This is a genomic window from Sporomusa rhizae (assembly GCF_041428845.1).
Lineage (GTDB): Bacteria > Bacillota > Negativicutes > Sporomusales > Sporomusaceae > Sporomusa > Sporomusa rhizae.
In genome coordinates, this window is record NZ_CP156925.1 from 3,205,862 (window position 1) to 3,225,763 (window position 19,902).

The window sequence follows — 19,902 nt, forward strand, 5'->3', positions numbered from 1 at the left end:
AAATTTCGGCCTGATGCCAGAAACTGGGCGGCTCTTTAAGTCTAATTTCCGAATAAAAATAATATCCGGCAGGTTTTACTGCCGGATATTATCACACTCAAAAAAGATTCTACCTGATTAATCCCAGAATTCCTCTTGCTTCATCCGGTGTTGCGACTTGTCGTCCTAATTCTCCTGCGATTCTCGCGATTCGTTCCACTAATTGTGCATTGCTGTCCGCCAAAACACCCTTGGCATAATATACGTTATCTTCAAACCCGACACGAACGTGTCCTCCCATGACAATGGCCATGGTTGCCAGAGGCAGTTCACTACGGCCAATTCCCGCTACACTCCAGGTGCTTCCCGGCGGCAATGATTCTATCATATGAACTAAATGCCTGGGCTCTCCCCCAATACCGCCTGGCACGCCCATAACAAAATCAAAATGAAGCGGCAGCTTCAAAATTTCCTTTTTAATAAGCGCTAGCGCATTGTGAATCATACCAACTTCAAATACCTCTATTTCCGGTTTGACACCCCGTTCCACCATTTGTTTGGCAAACTCAGTCATCATAGGCATCGGATTTGAAAATACTTCCTCGCCAAAATTAACTGTTCCGGCAGTCAGTGTTGCCATTTCCGGGTTAAGCATTACCGGCTGCAAGCGTTCCTCTGCCTTCATCCATGACGCACCACCGGTTGAAGTTTGAATAATTATATTGCTCTGCTTCTTGATCAGGTTGATTGTTTCTTCAAAGACATCCTTGGACTGAGTAGCGTTTCCATCAGCATCCCTTACATGCAGATGGACAATAGACGCGCCCTTTTTCTCGCAGCGAAACACTTCCTCAGCAATTTCTTCAGGCGAAAGCGGAAGATTGGGGTTGTCCCTACGGGTTGTTTCAGCCCCAACAGGCGCAACTGTTATTATTAGCTTATTCAATCTTTCCACCTCTTTGTTTTTCCTTAGGAACCATACAAGTTCCGCTGGCGATACAAACCACGATTGGTTCCGGCAGGACAGATGCGGATGAATCATGTCCGCCATTTGGGTCTAAAGCAATTACTTTAGTTGCTACAAACTCCATACGGCGTGAGGTATTGCCAAATTTCACAATTTTACCACGCGCTTCAATAAAATCGCCGGCATAAACAGGTGCTTTAAATTCAACATTGTCGTAGGCTACAAACAATCCCTCATCACCATCGCTACGAATTAACAATTCTGTTGCCACATCACCGAACAGATCCAGCATATGAGATCCATTAACCAGCCCGCCGGCATAATGAGCATCATGCTCACTCATCCGCAACCGAATCAATACCTCTTCCATTACTAATCACTCCTTTTCTCTACACCACTATTAATTCTTGGCTTTCCAATCCTGTACAAGAAATGACGCCACATGCTCCGCATAAGTATTGGGACCAAAACCAGCATCATACCCCAATTCCTTTGCCAATTCATGGGTAATTCGCGGTCCGCCCACCACCAAGGTCAGTTTATCCCTAAGCCCTTCAGCTTCTAGCATATCCACGAGTTTAGTAAGATTAGTAATATGAATATTTTTCTGAGTCACAACTTGAGATATTAAGATGGCATCGGCCTGCATATCATGAGCTTTGCGAATGACTTCCTCACAGGCAACCTGTGCGCCCATATTAACAGCTTTTATTTCATGATAGCTTTCCAAGCCTTTATGCCCGTTAAAGCCTTTCATGTTAACAATAGCATCAATCCCAACGGTATGAGCATCACTTTCAATACAAGCGCCAATAATATTCAGTTTCCGCTTCAAGTTGTTCTTAATAAAATCATCAATTTCTTTCTTGCTCATCACCTGGAGTTCTACTTCCGGCGCCACAATCCTGGTAATATCCACCCCATACTGGCACTTGGCATAAACCACAAAGAAACTGAAGGTTTCACCGATCGCCTCAGCATGGGCAATTGCCGGTTCTGCCAGTCCCATCTTAGCGACCAATTGTCGTGCTCCTTCTTTAGCAGCATTAGTTAAAGGTGCCGGCAGCGTGAACGCTAACTGAATCATACCGTCATCCAAAGTATCGCCGTAAGGCCTGACATTTGTTAAATCAGTCATTTTGTCTTCCTCCTTTGAGCATCAGCCCAATAAAAGGATTCAGATATCCGGCCGCCTTGTCAAATACCCCTTCCAACCCTTTACCGCCTTCGGGAGTACGGGCAATATCCGCAAAATATCCTTTAGACAGAGCCTGCATTAAGCCGATATCCGCTATCTGTTCCAATAATCCAACGGTATTATCCAATACTTTTCTGGCTCGCTGCTCAATAAAGCCATCTGGCCGGTAGTAAATTTCATTCGACAGATCGCGCATGTTGTTAAAAATATATTTCGCCGATTGAATACTGAGAAACCGGTCCTGAATATGCGGCGTATGAATGGCTTCTGTTAGCATTCCCAGGAGATGAAGCCCCTGCCCTGTCATGATAGAACAAACATTAAATAAGGCATCCTGTACATGACCTTTAAAAATATTGCCCGTCATATACTTGGTCGGCGGCATATACTTGATAGGACTATTGGGGAATACTTCCCTGATTAATTGGGCATGAGCCAGTTCATAAAGAAAGCCATTGGGTGTCTGCGGGTCAATTTCAAAAGCATGCCCCAGGCCAAGCTGTTCAGAAACCATACCACACCTAAAAGCAAACTGTTCATTAATCAGTTCCGAAGCCAAAACGGTGTGTGCAGCTTCAATAGCGTCCGCTGTTGTTAAATAATTGTCCTCGCCGGTATTAATGATAATCCCAGCATAGCCGTTAACCAAACGGGAGAAAAACTGATCAACAAAGGTACGCTTCATATTAATGTCCCGGAAGATAATACCATACATTGAGTCGTTGAGCATAACATCCAAACGTTCAAATGCACCCATTACGGCAATTTCCGGCATGCATAGCCCGGAACAATAGTTAGTTAAATAGATATATCGGTTTACTTCTTGACCAACTTCATCCAACGCCTGCCGAATTATCCTAAAATTCTCCTGAGTGGCGTAAGTACCGCCAAAGCCGGTAGTTGTCGGCCCATACGGCACATAATCCAATAAACTCTGACCAGTTGTACGGATTACGGCAATAATATCCGCGCCTTGTCTTGCTGCAGCCTGAGCCTGAACCGCATCTTCGTAAACATTTCCGGTAGCAACTATGACATAGAGCATCGGCTCTGGTCCTTTACCCAGACGGGAAATCAGATTTTTCCGTTCCTCACGGCGGCTACGGATTTTACTTAATGCTGATCCAGCCAAACTATCCGCCAATTTGGCTATTTCCTCGACCGCTTTCTCTGGCAGTTGTTCTAAAACAAGCTGTCCGCGAACAGCCAGTTCTGCGATCTGTTGTGGTGTTTGCTGCACAGTGAGCATCGCGTTAACAACCCAATACATGGCGCCTTTCCCCAAAGCCCCTGTCTTTTGAAGTTGTTCCACCACACCATTTACAAGCGGTACGCCGGCTTCGTCAACGCCATCAATACCTAACAGCCTTAAAACAGCTCTTTCCACTGTTACCGTAGAGTGAGCATTAATATAAGTTTGTACCTGATCCGCAATCTGTCCGGCTAATTCCCGCCCCTGTACAATCTTGGCCTCATCTAAATTAAACTTTTTCAACCCTCTCCCCCCTCATTAAGAACTCAATTCATCTACTAATAACCGTCCGCATTTTAAGAACTAAATCTAGTACCATTATTTCTGATGCTATCAATGCAATCCATGAATTTTCAGTTTATATTGTATGGTCTGACGGGGTATACCTAAATGCCGCGCAGCCTGGGATATGTTCCCCCCATATATTTCTAGAGCTTGGATCAAGGTGTTTTTTTCTACCTGTCGGAGTATGGCCGGTAAACTTTTTTTCTCCGCATCAAAACCGTTTAGATGATTGGCGGTTTCACCAGCATACTGACACAAATGCTCCGGCAGATGTTCTAATTCAATACACGGCCCGGAAACAACATTCATCGCATGCTCAATAGCATGCTGTAGTTCCCTGACATTGCCGGGCCAACTGTACTCCATAAAAATCATCTTGACTTCCTCGCTAGCACCTTTTACCTGACAACCTAGCTTAGAATTATACATCGCAATAAAATGATCGGTAAGAGAGGGTATATCACTTTTGCGCTCCCTTAGAGGCGGCACTCGCAAAGAAACAACATTTAATCTGTAATACAAATCAATTCGCAGTGCCTTGCTCTGTACTGCCTCTTCGGGAGCTACATTAGTACAGGCAATGATCCGGGTGTCTACTTTTCTTACGTTGGTATCACCAACACGGCGCAAACTTCCCTCCTGCAATACCCGGAGTAATTTACTCTGCAGTTCCATCGGCATTGAGTTGATTTCGTCTAAAAACAAAGTCCCGCCATCGGCCAGTTCAAATAGCCCTGGCCGATTTTCCGCACCAGTGAAACTTCCTTTTACTGTACCGAACAATATGCTTTCCAATAATGTAGCAGGAAAAGCCGCGCAATTTTGAGCTATAAACGGCCCGTTCTTCCGAATAGATGCATTGTGAATAGACTGTACCACCAATTCTTTCCCAACACCAGTTTCGCCTACCACAAAAATAGGTGAAGAATGTGTGGCTACCCGCTGTCCTAATACTTTTAACTTCACCATCGAATCATGACTGCCTACAATATCATTAAACGTGTATTTCGCGAACGTTCGATCTTTTGTTGCAGTTTTTTCGCTGTTAACCCCTTTTGCCCCCAACAATTCTCCCTGTAAATCCATTACTTTTTCCGAAAGTTCTTTAATTTTCGTAATGTCCTGGGACAGGTCACAAGCACCAACCAACTTGCCGTCCCGGTATAACGGAAGGGTAGAGTAATGAATTGTTATAATTCGTCCGGTTTTGCTTACAATTGTCTGCTGTTGATTCAATATAGGTTTGCCACTGACCAAGACTGCCATTAAACTACTTGTTTCCAATGTTAATGAAGGATATGCCTGAAGAACATGTTTGCCAATGACGTCTGCAGGCTGTAACCCTTCGACTTCTGCTGCTGTCTGGTTATAAAAAATGGTGATTCCTTTACAGTCCACAATATGTACGCCTTGGTTCACCTGATTTAATACCAAATCAAGACAATAATCGCAGCTATCGAGCCGGTTTAGCAAATCTTTCACCTCTTATCGCGGCGGCTTCCTTGTTTAGAACTTTGCCTCACGCATTATATCAATTACTGGCAAAGGCGCTAGCGCTTCTCCCATTTTCTGTAATAATACTTCGGCATCCAGGCCTTTTCCTCCTGGGTAAGTTGGATTTATCGTCACCCCTAATAAACAGATAGACTGCACTGCTGAAAAATTCACTTGGTGTACTTTAAGCTGCCGCCACAGGTTCGAGTTGACAAAAATTTTACTGCCGTCTTGAACAATTATTTGGGGTGGGCGGCTCTGCTGCAGTAAAACCTGAGCCAAGCCATCCCCCACAGCCCCTTTAAGGATCACAGCGTCACAATCCAAACCAAACAATTCGGCCCATTCCGCCGGGCGCAGTAGAGATGTAGTAAAGGAGACTTCGCGGGGAACTCCCGCATTTACTGTAATTACTTTAGCCTGAGATGTGTTCGACAGCTCCTGGTATTGTTCACTACATACCGGTAATGTTAATTGCTCAACCCGGCTTTTTGCCGCCTGAACTAACTCCTGCAAATCACGACTCACTGTCGCTCCGCATGCCAATATTACCTGGCTGCTAACCAAAGGGTCAGCTGAACTCTGACGGTCAAAAGCACCATCGATAAGAATACTCCGGACACCCCATGCTGCCAGTAACCGCAACACTCCTTGTACGTCCCGGTTCTTACTAGGACCGGCCAAAACCACTTGATTCAATGATTTTGCCCGTAGTATAACTACTTCACCCAGAGGTGTTTTATAGTCAGTATCCTGCAAGTGCTCCCATTGATTCGGATTTGTAATGACTTTTTTAGCCGTGGCCAATATCGTCCCCGGCTGCACCGTAATCAATGGTTTCGCTATATTTGTCAAAGCATCAAACGATTCGCCGTCCCGTCCGATAGAAGTCAATCCAAATACCAAGCCTTCATTATGAAGCATTTTTTGCACATAATTCAGAGTTACTGTCTTGCCGACATTTTTGGCCATGCCAACAATAGTTACAACAGCAGGGGGCACTCCGAAAATATCATGCCAAGCCAACATGGTTATGCGTAAAGTTCTTGAAATGTTTTCGTAAGGATGGGGTCTTCACGAACAGTTTGCAACGCAATTACCGCATGATCCCGGCAATAGCCGTTGCCAATAAGCATGGTTACATCTTTGCCTATCCCCTCAGCCCCAAGAGCAGCGCTGGTAAAGCTGGTAGCCATACTAAAGAAATATACTGTTCCCTTATCTTTGGTCGCCATCACTGAACCCAATTCCGTACCAGGAATGTTTACGCAGTTAATCACAACATCGACCATTTCGCCATTGGTAATTTCTGAAACAGCTTTCATAACTGCTAACGGATCAGTCGCATCTACTTGAATAACACTATCGGCGTGTCCCATTTTACGCATTCTGTTGCAGCTGCCTTCGCTTGATCCTAAGCCAATAACCTTGCCTGTAATGCCTGCTCTCTTTTTGGCCTCGTACATGCAAAGCATACCGGATTTACCACCACCGCCAATAATCAGCACATTTTGCCCTGGGCGTACCAATTGAGCTGTCTGTGCCGGAGCTCCAGCCACATCCAAAACAGCTAACGCCAGTGAAGGTGACAAGTCTTCCGGTAATACGGCATAAATACCGCTGCTAAACAGAATAGCCTGAGCATCTACCTCCACTTGTTCTTTTTCCAGATGATATTTTTTGATTTTGTTTATCTTCAAAGGAGTAAGCGACAAAGATACCAATGTGGCAATTCTATCGCCAACCTTTACCGGCGTTTTCCCGGCCCAGGCCGGACCTATTCTGCTGACAGTACCCATAAGCATCCCACCAGATCCGGTAACCGGGTTATGATGCTTACCCCGTTTAGCTACAATGTCCAGCATAATCTTTTCCATTACCGAAGTATCGCCCTGAGCTTCTTTCTTGATTTGCGTAAAGCTGGCTGCATCAATATTCAATGTATCGACATCAATTAATAACTCGTTATCATATATCTCCATAGTATTGTCAATTTTCCAGGCCGGCTGAGGTAAAACTCCCTTCGGTTCCAAAACCCGATGCGTTCCAAATACACAACCAACTTTTCCCATAATTTATAACCTCCGTGTTCTACTTGGTTTAATTATCTCTGGCACCTTTCTAATTTTCACTTTCGTTCCGGTCCATCCCTATATCATTTCTCCTCTCATACATACTGCGTATCAATCAATAAAGTTATAATGCAAATTCCGTTCCAACTTTAAAACTTGTTAGTAACCATTGCTTTTTGGGCTTCTAATGATTTTTTCAAACAATTATTCCGCCCAAAATTCAGCACTTTGAACTTCATTCCTCAAAAAAAGCCCTTGATGATGCCTGCTGATTTTTTGGCAGAGGCCTGCCGATTTTTCGGCAAAATATCAAACTGTGTAATTAAATATTGTCTTTTCGCCGAATGTAACATCTTGCCGGATATTTGGCACAGTGAAGCGAATGTTTCATTCATAAAAAACCACCAAAACCCCATTAAATAAATAGGATTTTGGTGGTTTTAATACCTTAAGCTAATTAATAAAATCCACGATATAATTACTAGATTATACCAAAACAGGAGTAAACAAAGATGAATACCATTGGTTCTTCCCTGATGACTTCCTTATTTGCCACTTTTAAACCGCCGACATCGTCAGAAATATTGCATAAAAAAAGAGATTCTCTATGCCAGGAATTGCAAGATAATTTTAATGATAGCAAGAAAAGAAAAGATATTATCAAAGATTTAAGTGAAGTCAATCAGCAGGTTCTTTCAACCGAGTTTTCAGAAGAGACAGCCAGACTAGAAGCCAACCAACGGCTTCTTGACGAAGAATCTTCAAAAGAAAAACGGTGGCGCGACAGAGTTTTATACGGAAAGCACGAAGAGGATTTCGTTTTTAATGCCAGCATAGGGAAATTGCTTTCAGCAAATACAAAAATGTCCTGCTCCTCAGGAAAACAAGGATCCGGATTCTTGGTAAAGCCGCAACCGCCAATATGGGAACAAGACGCCGCAATATCAACCTCTTCAAGCAAGCCCCAGCCTTGGGGCCCCGACGAAATCAACGATGATGTTACCCAGGCAAGAAAAATCGGTATTGAAGAAGCCGAAGCGTCCCGTATGCATAAACGTGAGATTATGCGGAAAATAGAAAAAGAAGAAGCTACACATATCCGTCAGCCAAAAGATTATCCTGAACCTATTATTAGTGTGTATGCTGCCCATAAACGAGCCCGCAAAGGAAAAATTGATAAAAGAGTATAATTGTACTCTGCAAATGGTAAAACAAGGTCGAAAATTCGACCTTGTTTTGTATTTAAGAGCCTTTACTTTACTAACCGCGAAATTGTTTTAAATACTTCCGTTCCTGCCTCACGACATAATTCAAATAGAATTGACTCTACTGTCGTGAGAATAGCACCTTCATATTCCATACGCCGCAAGGCAACCTCATAATCATAATGGTTACGGGAACTAATGGCATCTGTCACAACTATGGGAAGAAAACCTAACAACTTTAAATCAATAACTGTCTGCAAAACACAAACATGTGCTTCAATACCTGCGATAATGACATACTTACGGCCTGACTCTCGAAGTTTGTCAACTAATTTATCATTACCGCAGCAGCTAAACGTAATTTTATCATAGCATTCCGTAATGTGAGGCCGAAGCAAGCCAATAGTATCCCCCAACCCCTGTGGGTACTGCCTAGCCGCCATTAATGGAATTTCCAAAGTTGCTATTCCTTTCAGCAAAGTAATTATTTTTTGAGTTAACTCTTCTTTGTTTTCCATATGCGGATGCAGCTTCTCCTGAACATCGACCAGCAATACCAACGATTCTTCCTTTGTAATACGCATAAATACTGTTCCCCCATTTCGAAAAAACTTATTTATTTAATTCTAGCCAGTGCCGTTCCTTAAAAAAATGCCGGATTCCTGATTACTAAGGGCTATGATATAATGGGAAGCAATAATATGTCAATCAATTTTGTCTATTTATCTTGGAAGGAATTATGCTTATGTCAAAGAGTAAACGTTTGATTCTGCCGTTTCTATTATTGTTGCTGGCGTTATCTGCCACGAGTGGCTGCGGCAACAAAGCCCTTTCCAACATTGATTTCAGGCAAGAGCAAACCGCTCCGGCGGCCTACAACAAAAACGGCACTGAACAACGCCCGCTTTTGATTGCCATAGCCTCTGTAATTTCCCCCAAAGAAACCATTGGCTGCTATCGAACAATTGCCCAACACGTAGCCAAGGCAACCGGTCGCCCCACATTATTAGTGCAACGGAAGACTTATGCCGAAGTTAATATGCTTATGGCTAACGGCGAGGTTGACATTGCCTTCATGTCAACCGGTGCCTATAGCTCCTATCGCGGCATGAATGAAATCGAACTCTTAGTCATGGCCGAACACCACGGCAATTCCCTGTATACCGCCAACGTCATTGTCCATCGAGACAGCGGCATCAAATCCCTGGATCAACTGAAAGGTAAGATTTTCGCTTTCACCGATCCGCTTAGTTTTTCCGGCCACATGGTCATCGAAGATTATCTGAGCAAACAGGGAGCCGTACCGGAAAAATACTTTAACCGCTATTTTTATACATATAATCATGACAAGTCCATCTGGGCCGTAGCCAACAAATTAGCCGATGCTGCCAGCATTGACAGCCAGATTTATGAATATGCAAGACTACGTGATCCCAGTTTGGCAGACAAAGTTCGCATCATCGCCTCCATGGCTCCTTCCCCTACCGGTCCGGTTGCTATTAACAAAGCGATACCGGTTGAACAGAAGGAAGCTTTGCGGCGCATCTTCCTGGAAATGTCCGAAAACCAGGAAACTGCCGAAGCTTTGCAAGAATTGATCATCGACCGTTTTGTTATGCCGCAGCCGGAGCTGTATGAGCCACTGAAAAAAATCTATGATCGGACGAGTGTCATATTATGAAGTCATTGCAGCGCTTTCAAGAATTAAGTCTTTATTATAAGATCAATATCCTGATCATCGGCTTACTACTCCTTTCCAGCTGCATAATCGGCGCCATCATGCTAAAAAGCACCTCTCGCCTGTTAGACAGTCAGATGGAAAAACGCGGTACTGAAATCGCCAGCTATGTAGCTGCCCTTGGCAGCAACGATATACTGTTGGATGACCGTTTTTCCCTATTCGACCTCATTAACAAAACCAAATCTAATAATGAAGATGTTCGTTATATCATAATCAGCGACTCCGCCGGACGTATTTTGGCTCATACCTTTTCCGGCCTGCTGCCGCAAGGTCTGCCGGAAGTATTGCTGCCACCGCAGTCCATGCTGAATGAACCTGTTCCCGTCCATCCCCAACAGGCAAGTCAGAGTATCAACAACTATTATGTAACGCACTTCAGCAGCAACGAAGGGCCCATCCGCGAAATTATGTATCCCATTGAAAGCGGCATAGGTTATGTTCGGATTGGCATGTCAGAAAAGACCACTCAGATGCTGCTTTCTCATAAACTCGATGAAATTATTTTAACTACACTGCTAATATGCTTTTTGGCAGCCAGCGGCGCGACCTATATGACCTCACGCATTATTCATCCGCTGCGCGCTTTGTCTACCGCCGCCCGGCAAATTCAAAAAGGCAACTACAATGTTCAGGCCACAGTGCAAACCCGCGACGAATTGGGGCACTTGTCCAAAACCTTCAATGCAATGGCCGTCAGTATTCACGAGAAAGACCGTGAAAATCGACGGTTGCTTGAAGAGCTACGTACCAAAGAAGGCATGAGGGCATCGCTGATGAATAAGCTATTTACTGCCCAGGAAGACGAGCGGCTGCGAATTTCCCGTGAACTACACGATGAAACCGGCCAATCCATGGCCTCGCTGCTTGCTTACATGAAAGTACTGTTAAGCAAACTGACTGACAATAGACAACGCCAACTGCTGCTTGACGCTAGAGATGTGGCTGTCAGCGTACTGGAAGGACTGCGTAAAATGGCAGTGGAGCTTCGCCCGCCTGTTCTTGACTATTTGGGTATCGTCGCTGCAATGGAAAAATATTTAACCAATTTTGGCCGGCAAAACGCTATTGATGTTCATTTTCAGCCGCCAAACGAAAAATTGATAGTATCCAACGAAGTATCGCTAACGCTATATCGCATTTTACAGGAAAGCCTAACAAATATCACCAAGCACGCCCAAGCCAGTCAGGTTGATGTCGAGTTGACGAAAACTGGTGATCATGTAAAAATGATTATTAAAGACGACGGCCGCGGCATCCGCCCTAACGCTATCTGTAATGCCCTGCAAAATAACCGGCTCGGAATTTATGGCATGCAGGAGCGCGCCGAACTTCTCGGCGGCAGCCTGGCTTTCCGCTCTTTGGAAAATAAGGGCACAACAATCATCTTAATCTTACCGATAGGAAGTGACGCATATGGCAAAGATTAGAATCTTGCTTGCCGACGATCATTCGGTTTTACGTGCCGGATTAAAACTGCTCCTCAATAACGAACCCGATTTTGTTGTTGTGGGTGAAGCGTCCAACGGTGAAGAGGCGCTGCGCCTGTTGGAACACAAGCGGGCTGACATTCTGCTGCTTGACTTGTCCATGCCCAGCATGGGTGGTTTAGAATGTATCCGGGAAATTAAAAGCCGGGGACTTGATACAAAAATTCTCGTTTTGACAATGTACGCCGACGAGCAATATGTACGGGAAGCAATGCAGGCCGGCGCCAAAGGATATGTGGAAAAAAACGCCGTCGACACCGAGTTGTTTGTTGCGCTGCGCACCGTGGCCAGAGGTCACCGCTATCTCAGTCCGCAAAATGCCCAGGTGCTGATTAACAGCTTGCTTAGCGATTCTCCCAGGGAAGCCAGCGATGATCCTTACACTGTGCTTAGCACCCGGGAGCGAGAGGTTTTAAAACTGATTGTCCGGGGTCACTCCATGAGCCAAATTGCCGACATGCTCTGCCTTAGTGTTAAAACCGTCGATACATATAAAACCCGCCTGATGGAAAAATTACACTGCAGTAAAAAAAACCAGTTAGTAGAATATGCATTAAAGCATAATCTACTCCCCCATTATACCGCAGAAATCTGATTATTACACTCACCGCCTACCGGCCATGACTGATCATGGCCGTTTTTTTGTCAGTTTTTTTCTTACACAAATTACCCGTCTTTTTCTTACATTCAGGTCAGCATTCTTCCGATACCGTTATTTTTTAAATAGTGTGATAATTATAGAGAAGTTACACTTTTAGATTGAGGAGAGTGTTAAAATGAAAAACCAACCCTGGAAACGGTTCCTAATCACTGGTGCTGCTGCGCTGCTGCTGACTACTGGGTACAATGTCGTGGACATGCAGACAGCGGAAGCTAAAGTAACCACCGATCTCTTTGATTTTCAAGCTCATCGCGGCGGTCGCGATGCCCGACCCGAGAACACTTTAGTTTCTTTCGCTTATGCACTGGAACTGGGCGTAACTACGCTAGAAATGGACATGCAAATGACCAAGGACGGCCATATCGTCATTAGTCACAATCCAGTTATGAACCCCAATCTTGCTCAATTAAACGGGAAATATGTTGAGGCCGGTAAATATGACATCCGCACCATGACCCTGGCTCAAGTCAAACAATTTGACATGGGTACTATGAACCCTGCTGCCGGCGATTACTATGAAGGCCACGGCAAAACACAGCTATCAGTTCCCGGCACTAAAGTTCCTACCTTGGAAGAAGTATTTGAACTGGCCAACGTTTATGGCAATGATAAAGTAATTTTCAATATCGAAACTAAGTCTTATGCTGATCCCGCAGATCCCGCTTATAAGAATAATGTCGATCCTGCTGCCTTTGTTGCCAAAGTCAACGAAATCGTTAAAAAATATGGCATGGAAGACCGTGTAACACTGCAATCCTTCGATTGGCGAACTCTCAAAGAAATGAAGAAAATCAACCCTAATATCACTTTGGTGGCGTTAAGCAGTGAACAACCTTCCTGGGGCTGGGTAGACGGCTGTTATCTAAAAAAAGGTGACAGCAAGCCTTCTCCCTGGCTAGGCGGCATCAATATTAATGACAAGAAATTTTTAGGCGACTATGTAAAAGCAGCTCATGAAATCGGTGCAGACATTGTTTCTCCGTACTGGGAAGAACTATCCAACGAACTAGTGGCCGAAGCTCATGACTACGGCATGAAAGTTGTTCCCTGGACTGTCAACAATCCGACTAAAATGAACATGCTGCTGAATATGGGTGTTGACGGCATGATTTCCGACAAGCCTTGGCTGCTGCGGGAAGTTTTAATCAAACGCGGCATCAAAGTAGCTGAGCCTACCGTCAACATTAACAGTCCTTACCACACTGGTACTGATATTGTCGGCGGTGAAACCAAAGTAACGAAAAAGGGCGGCGACTCAGCCGAATAATTCCGAGCATCCCTCCTGTTGTATTCTATGACTCAGCAAAATTTGCAGGAAAGAGGTATCTGTAATGCTAAAATATTTTCTTACCGGGCCTGTTTTACCGCTGATTGAGGGCGATAAGGACAAAATAGCCGCACTATTCAACAACCGTCGTTGGAAGGTATTTACCTCCATTACTTTGGGTTATGCGCTATTTTACGTACTGCGCCTCAACTTTTCGGTTATCAAGAAGCCGCTTATGTCCGCCGGCATTCTAAATGCCCAGCAATTAGGCGTAATGGGCTCCGTCTTCTTCGCTACCTATGGTATAGGTAAATTCGTGAATAGCTTCCTGGCTGACCGCATGAACAACAAGAAATTCTTTGCTTTAGGACTGTTCTTATCTTCGATTGTTTCCGTCCTCATGGGCTTTACCAATGAATATCTGCCTCTGGTAGTCCTGTGGGGCATCAACGGCTGGTTCCAATCCTTCGGCGCCGGTCCCTGCATCGTATCGCTAAATCAATGGTTCAGTCAACGCGAACGGGGTACTTTCTACGGCATATGGTTCACAAGCCACAACTTAGGTGCGGCCTTCACCTATCTGGCCACCGCTACCATCGTTGGTGCCTACAGCTGGAAAATGGGCTTCATTATGCCCGGCGTAGTCTGCGTCTTTGGATCGATTTTGATTTATTTCTTCATGTCCGACCGCCCCGAAACCTATGGCCTGCCCAATGTTTCCGACTTCAAAAATGATCATGTGGAGACGGTAGCAAAAGACAAGTCCATTTCCTCCCTGCAATGGGAAGTAGTCAAACGTCCCGCAGTCTGGATTCTAGGCCTATCCAGCTTGTGCTGCTACATTGCCCGTTATGCGATCGAAAGCTGGGGTATCATCTACCTAACCGAAGCCAAAGGCTACTCAACCATTGGTGCCAGCGGCGTTCTGGGTGTCATGCAGTTTGCCGGTATCTTTGGTGCTTTAACCTGCGGTCTGGTATCTGACAGGTTCTTTAATCATAAGCGTAACGTTCCGGCTTTAATCTATGGCGTACTGTACGCCGTTTCTATCGCTCTGTTCCTCTGGGCACCTGCCAGCCCGATGGTTGACATGGGCAGTATGGTGCTATATGGCTTCACCATGGGCGCCCTGGTCTGCTACCTGGGCGGTCTGATGGCCGTTGATATCTGCCCCAAACGCGCCACCGGTGCCGCTATGGGCATGATTGGTTTGCTGAGCTACGGCGGTGCTGCCGCTCAAGAATTCATTAGCGGCTATCTGATCAATTCCCAAATGACCATTGTTAACGGTAAGAAAGTTTATGATTTTGCCTTGGCCGGTGATTTCTGGGTTGGCTCCGCAGTATTATCCTTTATTCTGGCCGCCATGGTTTGGAATGTAAAAGCTAAAGATTAACTCTGCTATCTACCTCACCAAAATCATAGATAATACCCCAAAAAGCGAAGAGCGGGCTGCCACAAGGCAGAACCGCTCTTCGCTTTTTATAATTGTAATTCCATTCCTGTATAAAAATAATCAAGCTTATCTCCCATAACCTCTTTCAACAAACCAAAGGCTCTATTACCAGTGCAATGACAAGTATACACCTTATCGATCTCATAGCTGATTAAACGTTCTCCCAGTTGCTTAATATGTTCCGAACTCTCTTGATAAATATTTCTCGGAAAATCCATTAAATGAAAGCCACCAATTAATAATTCAATAGCTGTACCGGGAAAATGCTCCCGAACACGTTGGATGATATTATCTATTCCATTGTGACAACAGCCGGTAAAAATAACCAGCTTACCATTATCATTTACTACCAAAACAAGTTCATGGTCGAATGTATCAGCGATAACCTTTCCGTCAATCACAGTCATTAAATTTTTATTGCTATTGGCCAATGGATAGTCTTGTGTAATCGCTGAAAGAAGACATATGTTATCATTCATTGCGACAGATTCATTTATAAATACTATTCTGTTGTTAAATTGTGCGAAAACTTCTTTGGGGACACCGATATCCTTTTTTATAAATAAAAATTCCGAATAATAATCACGCGTAGCGTTAGCACTCATATAAACAGGTGCCTTATTATTCAATGCCAGGAAGTTATACAGCCCGCCACTATGATCTTTATGTGCGTGAGATATAATTGCCATATCAATATCCGCAATATTAATACCCATTTTGGCGGCATTCTCTATGAATAAGCCCGACTTTCCCGTATCAAATACTATTTTTTTATCCTGAAATTCAATATAAATTGACAAACCGTGCTCTACGTGGAAGGTATTATTCACCCGGCGATTATCGAGTAACATACATATTTTCATTTACTTATTACCAGAGTGGGATCAGCTATTATCGCGGCTTTAATTTGCTTCTTTTTATCAATATGCTGACCGCTAGATATATCTATTGAGGTGCTTCCATTCGTCCTAAAATGAAAATCAACAAAAAAGCATGCCCCATCGGCTTCTATTTCTACTCGATGCCGGTGTATGCCTTTATGAATAAAATCTGATACTGTAGACTTTTTATAGTTCTCAGAACAAAACTTTTTAATTGCAGGAACAATCAGCTCTCTATTCAGCATTTTTTCTTTACTCATGTTATACCTCGCATTCGTATAAAAACTCTTCATTATTGCTGCTCATCATTTTATTATACTCATTATTTGCCGCTTCGCCTAGCTTTCATTAACAAATGTGAATGTACCTGGCCAGACAAAAAAATTGCCTTGAAAGTAATGCCCGCGCAAAGTTAAAACTTTTCGGCAAACATAGTCTAAGCAAACGGGTAAATTTTATGATAATTCAAAAGCGGTGTAGCTATTGTACTTGTCGACGTGGTCACTACTGCTGTTTTTTTAATCTATAGTGTCAATGTCAACATGAAGATGTGTAAAATATATAAATTTTTATACAAAAGACATATTTTGTTGACATTTTTCTAGAATAGAGGTATATTTTATATAAAAAATTATATAAAATTATTTTAGGAGAAACTGAATGCGTCCTATCCTGCAAGCATACATTCCGGTAGCCAATATGATCACTCAGACTTTTGGGAAAAGCTGCGAAGTAGCCCTCCATGACTTGACACAGCCGGAAAGCTCCGTGGTTTATGTGGCGAACGGCACTGTAACCGGACGAAAAGAAGGCCAATCATTTGATCATCTTATCCGCCAAGTTTTACTCAACAAAAAGTTCAAAGATGATTGCACCGTAAACTATGTCTTCGAAACAGAAAGCGGTAAAAAAATCAAATCCTCCTCCGCCCTTATCCGTAATCTGGATGGGGAAGTAGTTGGTATGCTGTGCATAAACTACGATTTGACCGTATCTTGTCTCCTTCAGGAAGAACTCGCCGGTTTTCTGCCCAAATCCTCCCCAGATCCACTGCCTGCCGAAGAGGCTGCTCCTGATCAAGATGTACTGACAATTATCGATGAACTGATTGATAATATCCTCAAAAATGCGGATGTCAGCAATCTAAAAAGAAAAGAAAATATAGAAATCATACGCTTCATGGATGAAAAGGGTGTATTTTTGGTCAAAGGTGCTATTGATAAAGTAGCTGCCAGTATGGGTTTATCTAAAGTTACTATTTACAGTTATTTAGACGAGGTTAGAGGCAAAAAATAGTAAAAACAAAAAGGATACGAATTATGAAAAAGATCTCCATAAAATATGACAGCAAAAACAAAGGGCATTACACACCGGGAATTATTTCAAACGGAATGCTGTATATATCTGGCCAACTTTCTATTGATCCCGATACCCGTGAGATCCCGGAGGGTGGAATAGAAACGCATGCCAAACTTGCATTGGCAAATGTTGATCGCGTTTTGCATGCCGCCGGCCTTTCCCGTAATGATGTTGTCCAATGCCGGGTGTATGTTTCAGATATTGACCAATGGGATACTGTTAACCAAGTTTATGCAGAGTTCTTCGGCGAACATACTCCGGCACGGATTGTTGTACCTGTTGGCAAACTCCACTTCGGATGTCTTGTCGAAATTGAAGCAATTGCGGAGGTTAATAAAAAATGAAATACTATTGTTCGAAATGCGGAGAAACAATAGCTGTAACTACCCGAAAAGCAAAGTGCGATTGCGGCGGCCTTTGGAAACTGGATTATAAACCGCCTAAGTTTGATTTATCATTAGTCGATCAGAATACTTGGAGCATTTTCCGGTATCGTGCTTTCATGCCTTTAAAAGGGGAAGAGTGGCGTCAAATTAGCTTAGGTGAAGGTATGACACCGGTGATTCAATATAATGAAGACGTCCTCCTGAAAATGGATTATTGCATGCCTACTTTATCTTTCAAGGATAGAGGTGCCGCGGTACTTATTGCTCACTGCAAAGCAATTGGCGTAGATTCCGTCGTGCAGGACAGCAGCGGTAACGCCGGAAACAGCGTAGCCGCCTATAGTGCCAAAGCAGGCATTGATTGTGAGATTTTTGTTCCGGAAGGAACGTCACCGCAAAAAATCAATATGATTAAGTCTCATAATGCCTGCGTCAATATTGTCCCCGGTACAAGAGATAACTGTGCAAATGCCTGCCGGGCAAAAGTAGATACGGAAGGGAAATATTACGCGAACCATGTGTACAACCCTTTCTTTTACGAAGGGACCAAAACCTATATATACGAAGTTTATGAACAACTCCATCGAATACCAAAAAATATCTTTGTTCCGTTAGGCAATGGCACACTGTTCATCGGCATCGTAAAAGCCTTGGAAGAACTACTGGAAAGTGGCGTTATTGATAAAATGCCAACTATTATCGCAGTTCAAAGCGAACATTGCGATCCATTCGCTAAAGCCGTACTCAGTGGAGAAAAACATCCGGTTGCGGTAACTCCTAAGCCGACAATGGCTGAGGGAATTGCAATCGGCGTTCCCATGCGCGGCGACGAAATTTTGGAGTATACCTACAAGCACAATATTGAGATGATTACAGCTCCGGAAAATCGAATTCTCGAAGCCCGCATGGCGCTTGCCGCAAAGGGTATCTACTGTGAGCATACAACAGCAGCCACTTATGCCGCCTATTTGAAGTATTGCGATTTAAAGGGCAAAACATCTGACTGTTTAATCCCTATGTGCGGCGCCGGTCTGAAATCAGATCATTAGTTGCACGAATATAAAACAAGAGTCCGGTTAGGTGATTTACTCCAACCCTAACCGGACTTTTTCATTCCATTCATCAAATATTCTTTTTAAACAGTATAATAGAGCGCAGCATTTCACTGCACATTAACAGTCTATTTTCTCCTGGATCTTTAACGTTACTGCCTCTACCCCATTTTTCAAAACAACCGAGCTTAGGCGCTGACCTTTATCTGCCATTTCCTGATAAACTGCCAAAACGGCTTCCAGATAAGCTATGACTTGTTCTTCGGGAACAAAAGTCGCAATAATCTCACCCTCATTGGTGTAACGGCCACCCTTACCACCGATATAAATATGATAACCAACCCTGCCATTGTTCAAGGCTTGTTTCGGGCAGACCCGAACACAAACACCACACGACAAACACTTATCATAATCTATCGACAACGCCTCATTATTAATGGCCATCGCCTTGGCCGGGCACTTCCGTACGCAGGCGCCGCATGTAACGCAAAGACTATGGTCAATTAAAGGCTCAGCTGCACCGCGAAAACCAATATCATGTGCTTGTGGTTTTGTACAAGCGTTAGCACATCCACTAACAGCAATTTTAGTTTTAGCGGCTAAATCTTTGCCAACATATTGAGCATCTAGCTTATCAGCTAACGTGCGGGTGTTTAATAAGCCATACGGACAAGAATTATTGCCGGGACAGGAAACGACTGGGCGAATATGCGCCCCGCAAACGGCCGGTAATAACCCTGCAGCAAAAATAGCCTGGCTGGCTTCTTCAAACATTTCTTCTTTTACGCCGGGAATTTCCATCCCTTGCCTTATTGTCACATGCACTTCACCATGACCATAGCGTTCAGCCAAGTCTGCTATTTTACATAAATCTTTTGCTGAAATGTTTCCAGCCCGGCTACGAATACGCATCGTCAGCAGTCCTTGCTGGCGCTGAGGAATAAATCCGTATTTTTTATAATCTGTTTTTGTTGTGCTCATTACAAACTCCTCTTCCATGAACATTTATATAAAAAAATACAAACCCTGATCGCTGACCAACCTACGAAAAGAAAAGGCCGAAGAATTACCCAAATAGAGTAATTCTTCGGCCTTTAGTCTATCTAATCGGCCTGTAAGAACGGAGAAAAAATATATGAACCGGATGGTTTTAACCATCC

General features: G+C 43.8%; 21 protein-coding genes. 9 read left to right on the forward strand and 12 right to left on the reverse strand.

Features of this window, described 5'->3' with window-relative positions:
- Positions 1-109: 109 nt before the first annotated feature.
- The 8 genes from SRRS_RS15195 to SRRS_RS15230 form a co-directional block, all read right to left on the reverse strand.
- The gene (locus SRRS_RS15195) at positions 110-925 is read right to left on the reverse strand and encodes a 3-keto-5-aminohexanoate cleavage protein (protein ID WP_371361683.1); all 816 of its coding nucleotides are present in this window, start codon (positions 923-925) and stop codon (positions 110-112) included.
- Positions 918-1,316: a hotdog domain-containing protein gene (locus SRRS_RS15200; protein ID WP_371361685.1), complete on the reverse strand. Its 399-nt coding sequence runs from the start codon at positions 1,314-1,316 to the stop codon at positions 918-920. The genes SRRS_RS15195 and SRRS_RS15200 overlap by 8 nt, the downstream gene beginning before the upstream one ends.
- A 30-nt stretch (positions 1,317-1,346) precedes the next feature.
- The gene (locus SRRS_RS15205; protein ID WP_371361686.1) at positions 1,347-2,084 is read right to left on the reverse strand and encodes an OAM dimerization domain-containing protein; all 738 of its coding nucleotides are present in this window, start codon (positions 2,082-2,084) and stop codon (positions 1,347-1,349) included.
- A complete protein-coding gene (locus SRRS_RS15210) occupies positions 2,077-3,639 on the reverse strand; it encodes a lysine 5,6-aminomutase subunit alpha (RefSeq protein WP_371361687.1) in 1,563 nt (520 codons plus the stop codon). The genes SRRS_RS15205 and SRRS_RS15210 overlap by 8 nt, the downstream gene beginning before the upstream one ends.
- Positions 3,640-3,729: 90 nt before the next feature.
- Positions 3,730-5,154: a sigma-54 interaction domain-containing protein gene (locus SRRS_RS15215; protein ID WP_371361689.1), complete on the reverse strand. Its 1,425-nt coding sequence runs from the start codon at positions 5,152-5,154 to the stop codon at positions 3,730-3,732.
- 33 nt (positions 5,155-5,187) lie between these two features.
- Positions 5,188-6,204: a hypothetical protein gene (locus SRRS_RS15220; protein ID WP_371361690.1), complete on the reverse strand. Its 1,017-nt coding sequence runs from the start codon at positions 6,202-6,204 to the stop codon at positions 5,188-5,190.
- 2 nt (positions 6,205-6,206) lie between these two features.
- A complete protein-coding gene (locus SRRS_RS15225) occupies positions 6,207-7,247 on the reverse strand; it encodes a zinc-binding dehydrogenase (protein WP_371361692.1) in 1,041 nt (346 codons plus the stop codon).
- Between the two features lie 242 nt (positions 7,248-7,489).
- A complete protein-coding gene (locus SRRS_RS15230) occupies positions 7,490-7,642 on the reverse strand; it encodes a hypothetical protein (RefSeq protein WP_371361694.1) in 153 nt (50 codons plus the stop codon).
- A 117-nt stretch (positions 7,643-7,759) separates the two neighbouring features.
- On the opposite strand from SRRS_RS15230, the gene SRRS_RS15235 reads away from it, so the two are divergent.
- Positions 7,760-8,437 carry a hypothetical protein gene (locus tag SRRS_RS15235; RefSeq protein ID WP_371361696.1) on the forward strand — a complete coding sequence of 226 codons (678 nt, stop codon included), beginning with the start codon at positions 7,760-7,762 and terminating at the stop codon, positions 8,435-8,437.
- A gap of 62 nt (positions 8,438-8,499) precedes the next feature.
- On the opposite strand, the gene SRRS_RS15240 is transcribed toward SRRS_RS15235, so the two are convergent.
- Positions 8,500-9,036, reverse strand: coding sequence for an isochorismatase family protein (locus tag SRRS_RS15240; RefSeq protein ID WP_371361697.1), 537 nt, complete (start codon positions 9,034-9,036; stop codon positions 8,500-8,502).
- 161 nt (positions 9,037-9,197) lie between these two features.
- Between SRRS_RS15240 and phnD the strand changes: the two genes are divergently transcribed.
- The 5 genes from phnD (at position 9,198) to SRRS_RS15265 (ending at position 15,004) form a co-directional block, all read left to right on the forward strand.
- Positions 9,198-10,133, forward strand: coding sequence for a phosphate/phosphite/phosphonate ABC transporter substrate-binding protein (phnD, locus tag SRRS_RS15245; protein ID WP_371361698.1), 936 nt, complete (start codon positions 9,198-9,200; stop codon positions 10,131-10,133).
- Positions 10,130-11,620, forward strand: coding sequence for an ATP-binding protein (locus SRRS_RS15250; RefSeq protein WP_371361699.1), 1,491 nt, complete (start codon positions 10,130-10,132; stop codon positions 11,618-11,620). The genes phnD and SRRS_RS15250 overlap by 4 nt, the downstream gene beginning before the upstream one ends.
- Positions 11,607-12,275 (forward strand): response regulator, encoded by a 669-nt coding sequence (locus SRRS_RS15255; protein ID WP_371361700.1) that lies wholly within the window; start codon positions 11,607-11,609, stop codon positions 12,273-12,275. Before SRRS_RS15250 ends, SRRS_RS15255 begins: the two co-directional genes overlap by 14 nt.
- A gap of 181 nt (positions 12,276-12,456) precedes the next feature.
- Positions 12,457-13,608, forward strand: a complete 1,152-nt coding sequence (locus SRRS_RS15260; protein WP_371361701.1) for a glycerophosphodiester phosphodiesterase — start codon at positions 12,457-12,459, stop codon at positions 13,606-13,608.
- Between the two features lie 64 nt (positions 13,609-13,672).
- Positions 13,673-15,004, forward strand: a complete 1,332-nt coding sequence (locus SRRS_RS15265) for an MFS transporter (RefSeq protein WP_371361702.1) — start codon at positions 13,673-13,675, stop codon at positions 15,002-15,004.
- Positions 15,005-15,090: 86 nt separating this feature from the next.
- Here SRRS_RS15265 and SRRS_RS15270 read toward each other — a convergent pair whose 3' ends face one another.
- Together SRRS_RS15270 and SRRS_RS15275 are read right to left on the reverse strand one after the other, a co-directional pair.
- On the reverse strand, positions 15,091-15,915 hold the full coding sequence (locus SRRS_RS15270) for an MBL fold metallo-hydrolase (protein ID WP_371361703.1): 825 nt from the start codon (positions 15,913-15,915) through the stop codon (positions 15,091-15,093).
- A gap of 8 nt (positions 15,916-15,923) precedes the next feature.
- Complete coding sequence (locus tag SRRS_RS15275; protein ID WP_371361705.1) at positions 15,924-16,205, reverse strand: hypothetical protein; 282 nt, start codon at positions 16,203-16,205, stop codon at positions 15,924-15,926.
- A gap of 400 nt (positions 16,206-16,605) precedes the next feature.
- Here SRRS_RS15275 and SRRS_RS15280 point away from each other — a divergent pair, with 400 nt between their 5' ends.
- From SRRS_RS15280 to SRRS_RS15290, 3 genes are read left to right on the forward strand one after another with little or no spacing between them, the layout of a single operon-like run.
- The gene (locus SRRS_RS15280; RefSeq protein WP_371361707.1) at positions 16,606-17,241 is read left to right on the forward strand and encodes a transcriptional regulator; all 636 of its coding nucleotides are present in this window, start codon (positions 16,606-16,608) and stop codon (positions 17,239-17,241) included.
- Positions 17,242-17,264: 23 nt separating this feature from the next.
- A complete protein-coding gene (locus SRRS_RS15285; protein WP_371361708.1) occupies positions 17,265-17,648 on the forward strand; it encodes a RidA family protein in 384 nt (127 codons plus the stop codon).
- Positions 17,645-18,739, forward strand: a complete 1,095-nt coding sequence (locus SRRS_RS15290; protein ID WP_371361710.1) for a threonine synthase — start codon at positions 17,645-17,647, stop codon at positions 18,737-18,739. Before SRRS_RS15285 ends, SRRS_RS15290 begins: the two co-directional genes overlap by 4 nt.
- A gap of 123 nt (positions 18,740-18,862) precedes the next feature.
- On the opposite strand, the gene SRRS_RS15295 is transcribed toward SRRS_RS15290, so the two are convergent.
- Positions 18,863-19,723, reverse strand: coding sequence for a 4Fe-4S binding protein (locus tag SRRS_RS15295; protein WP_371361711.1), 861 nt, complete (start codon positions 19,721-19,723; stop codon positions 18,863-18,865).
- Positions 19,724-19,902 lie beyond the last annotated feature (179 nt).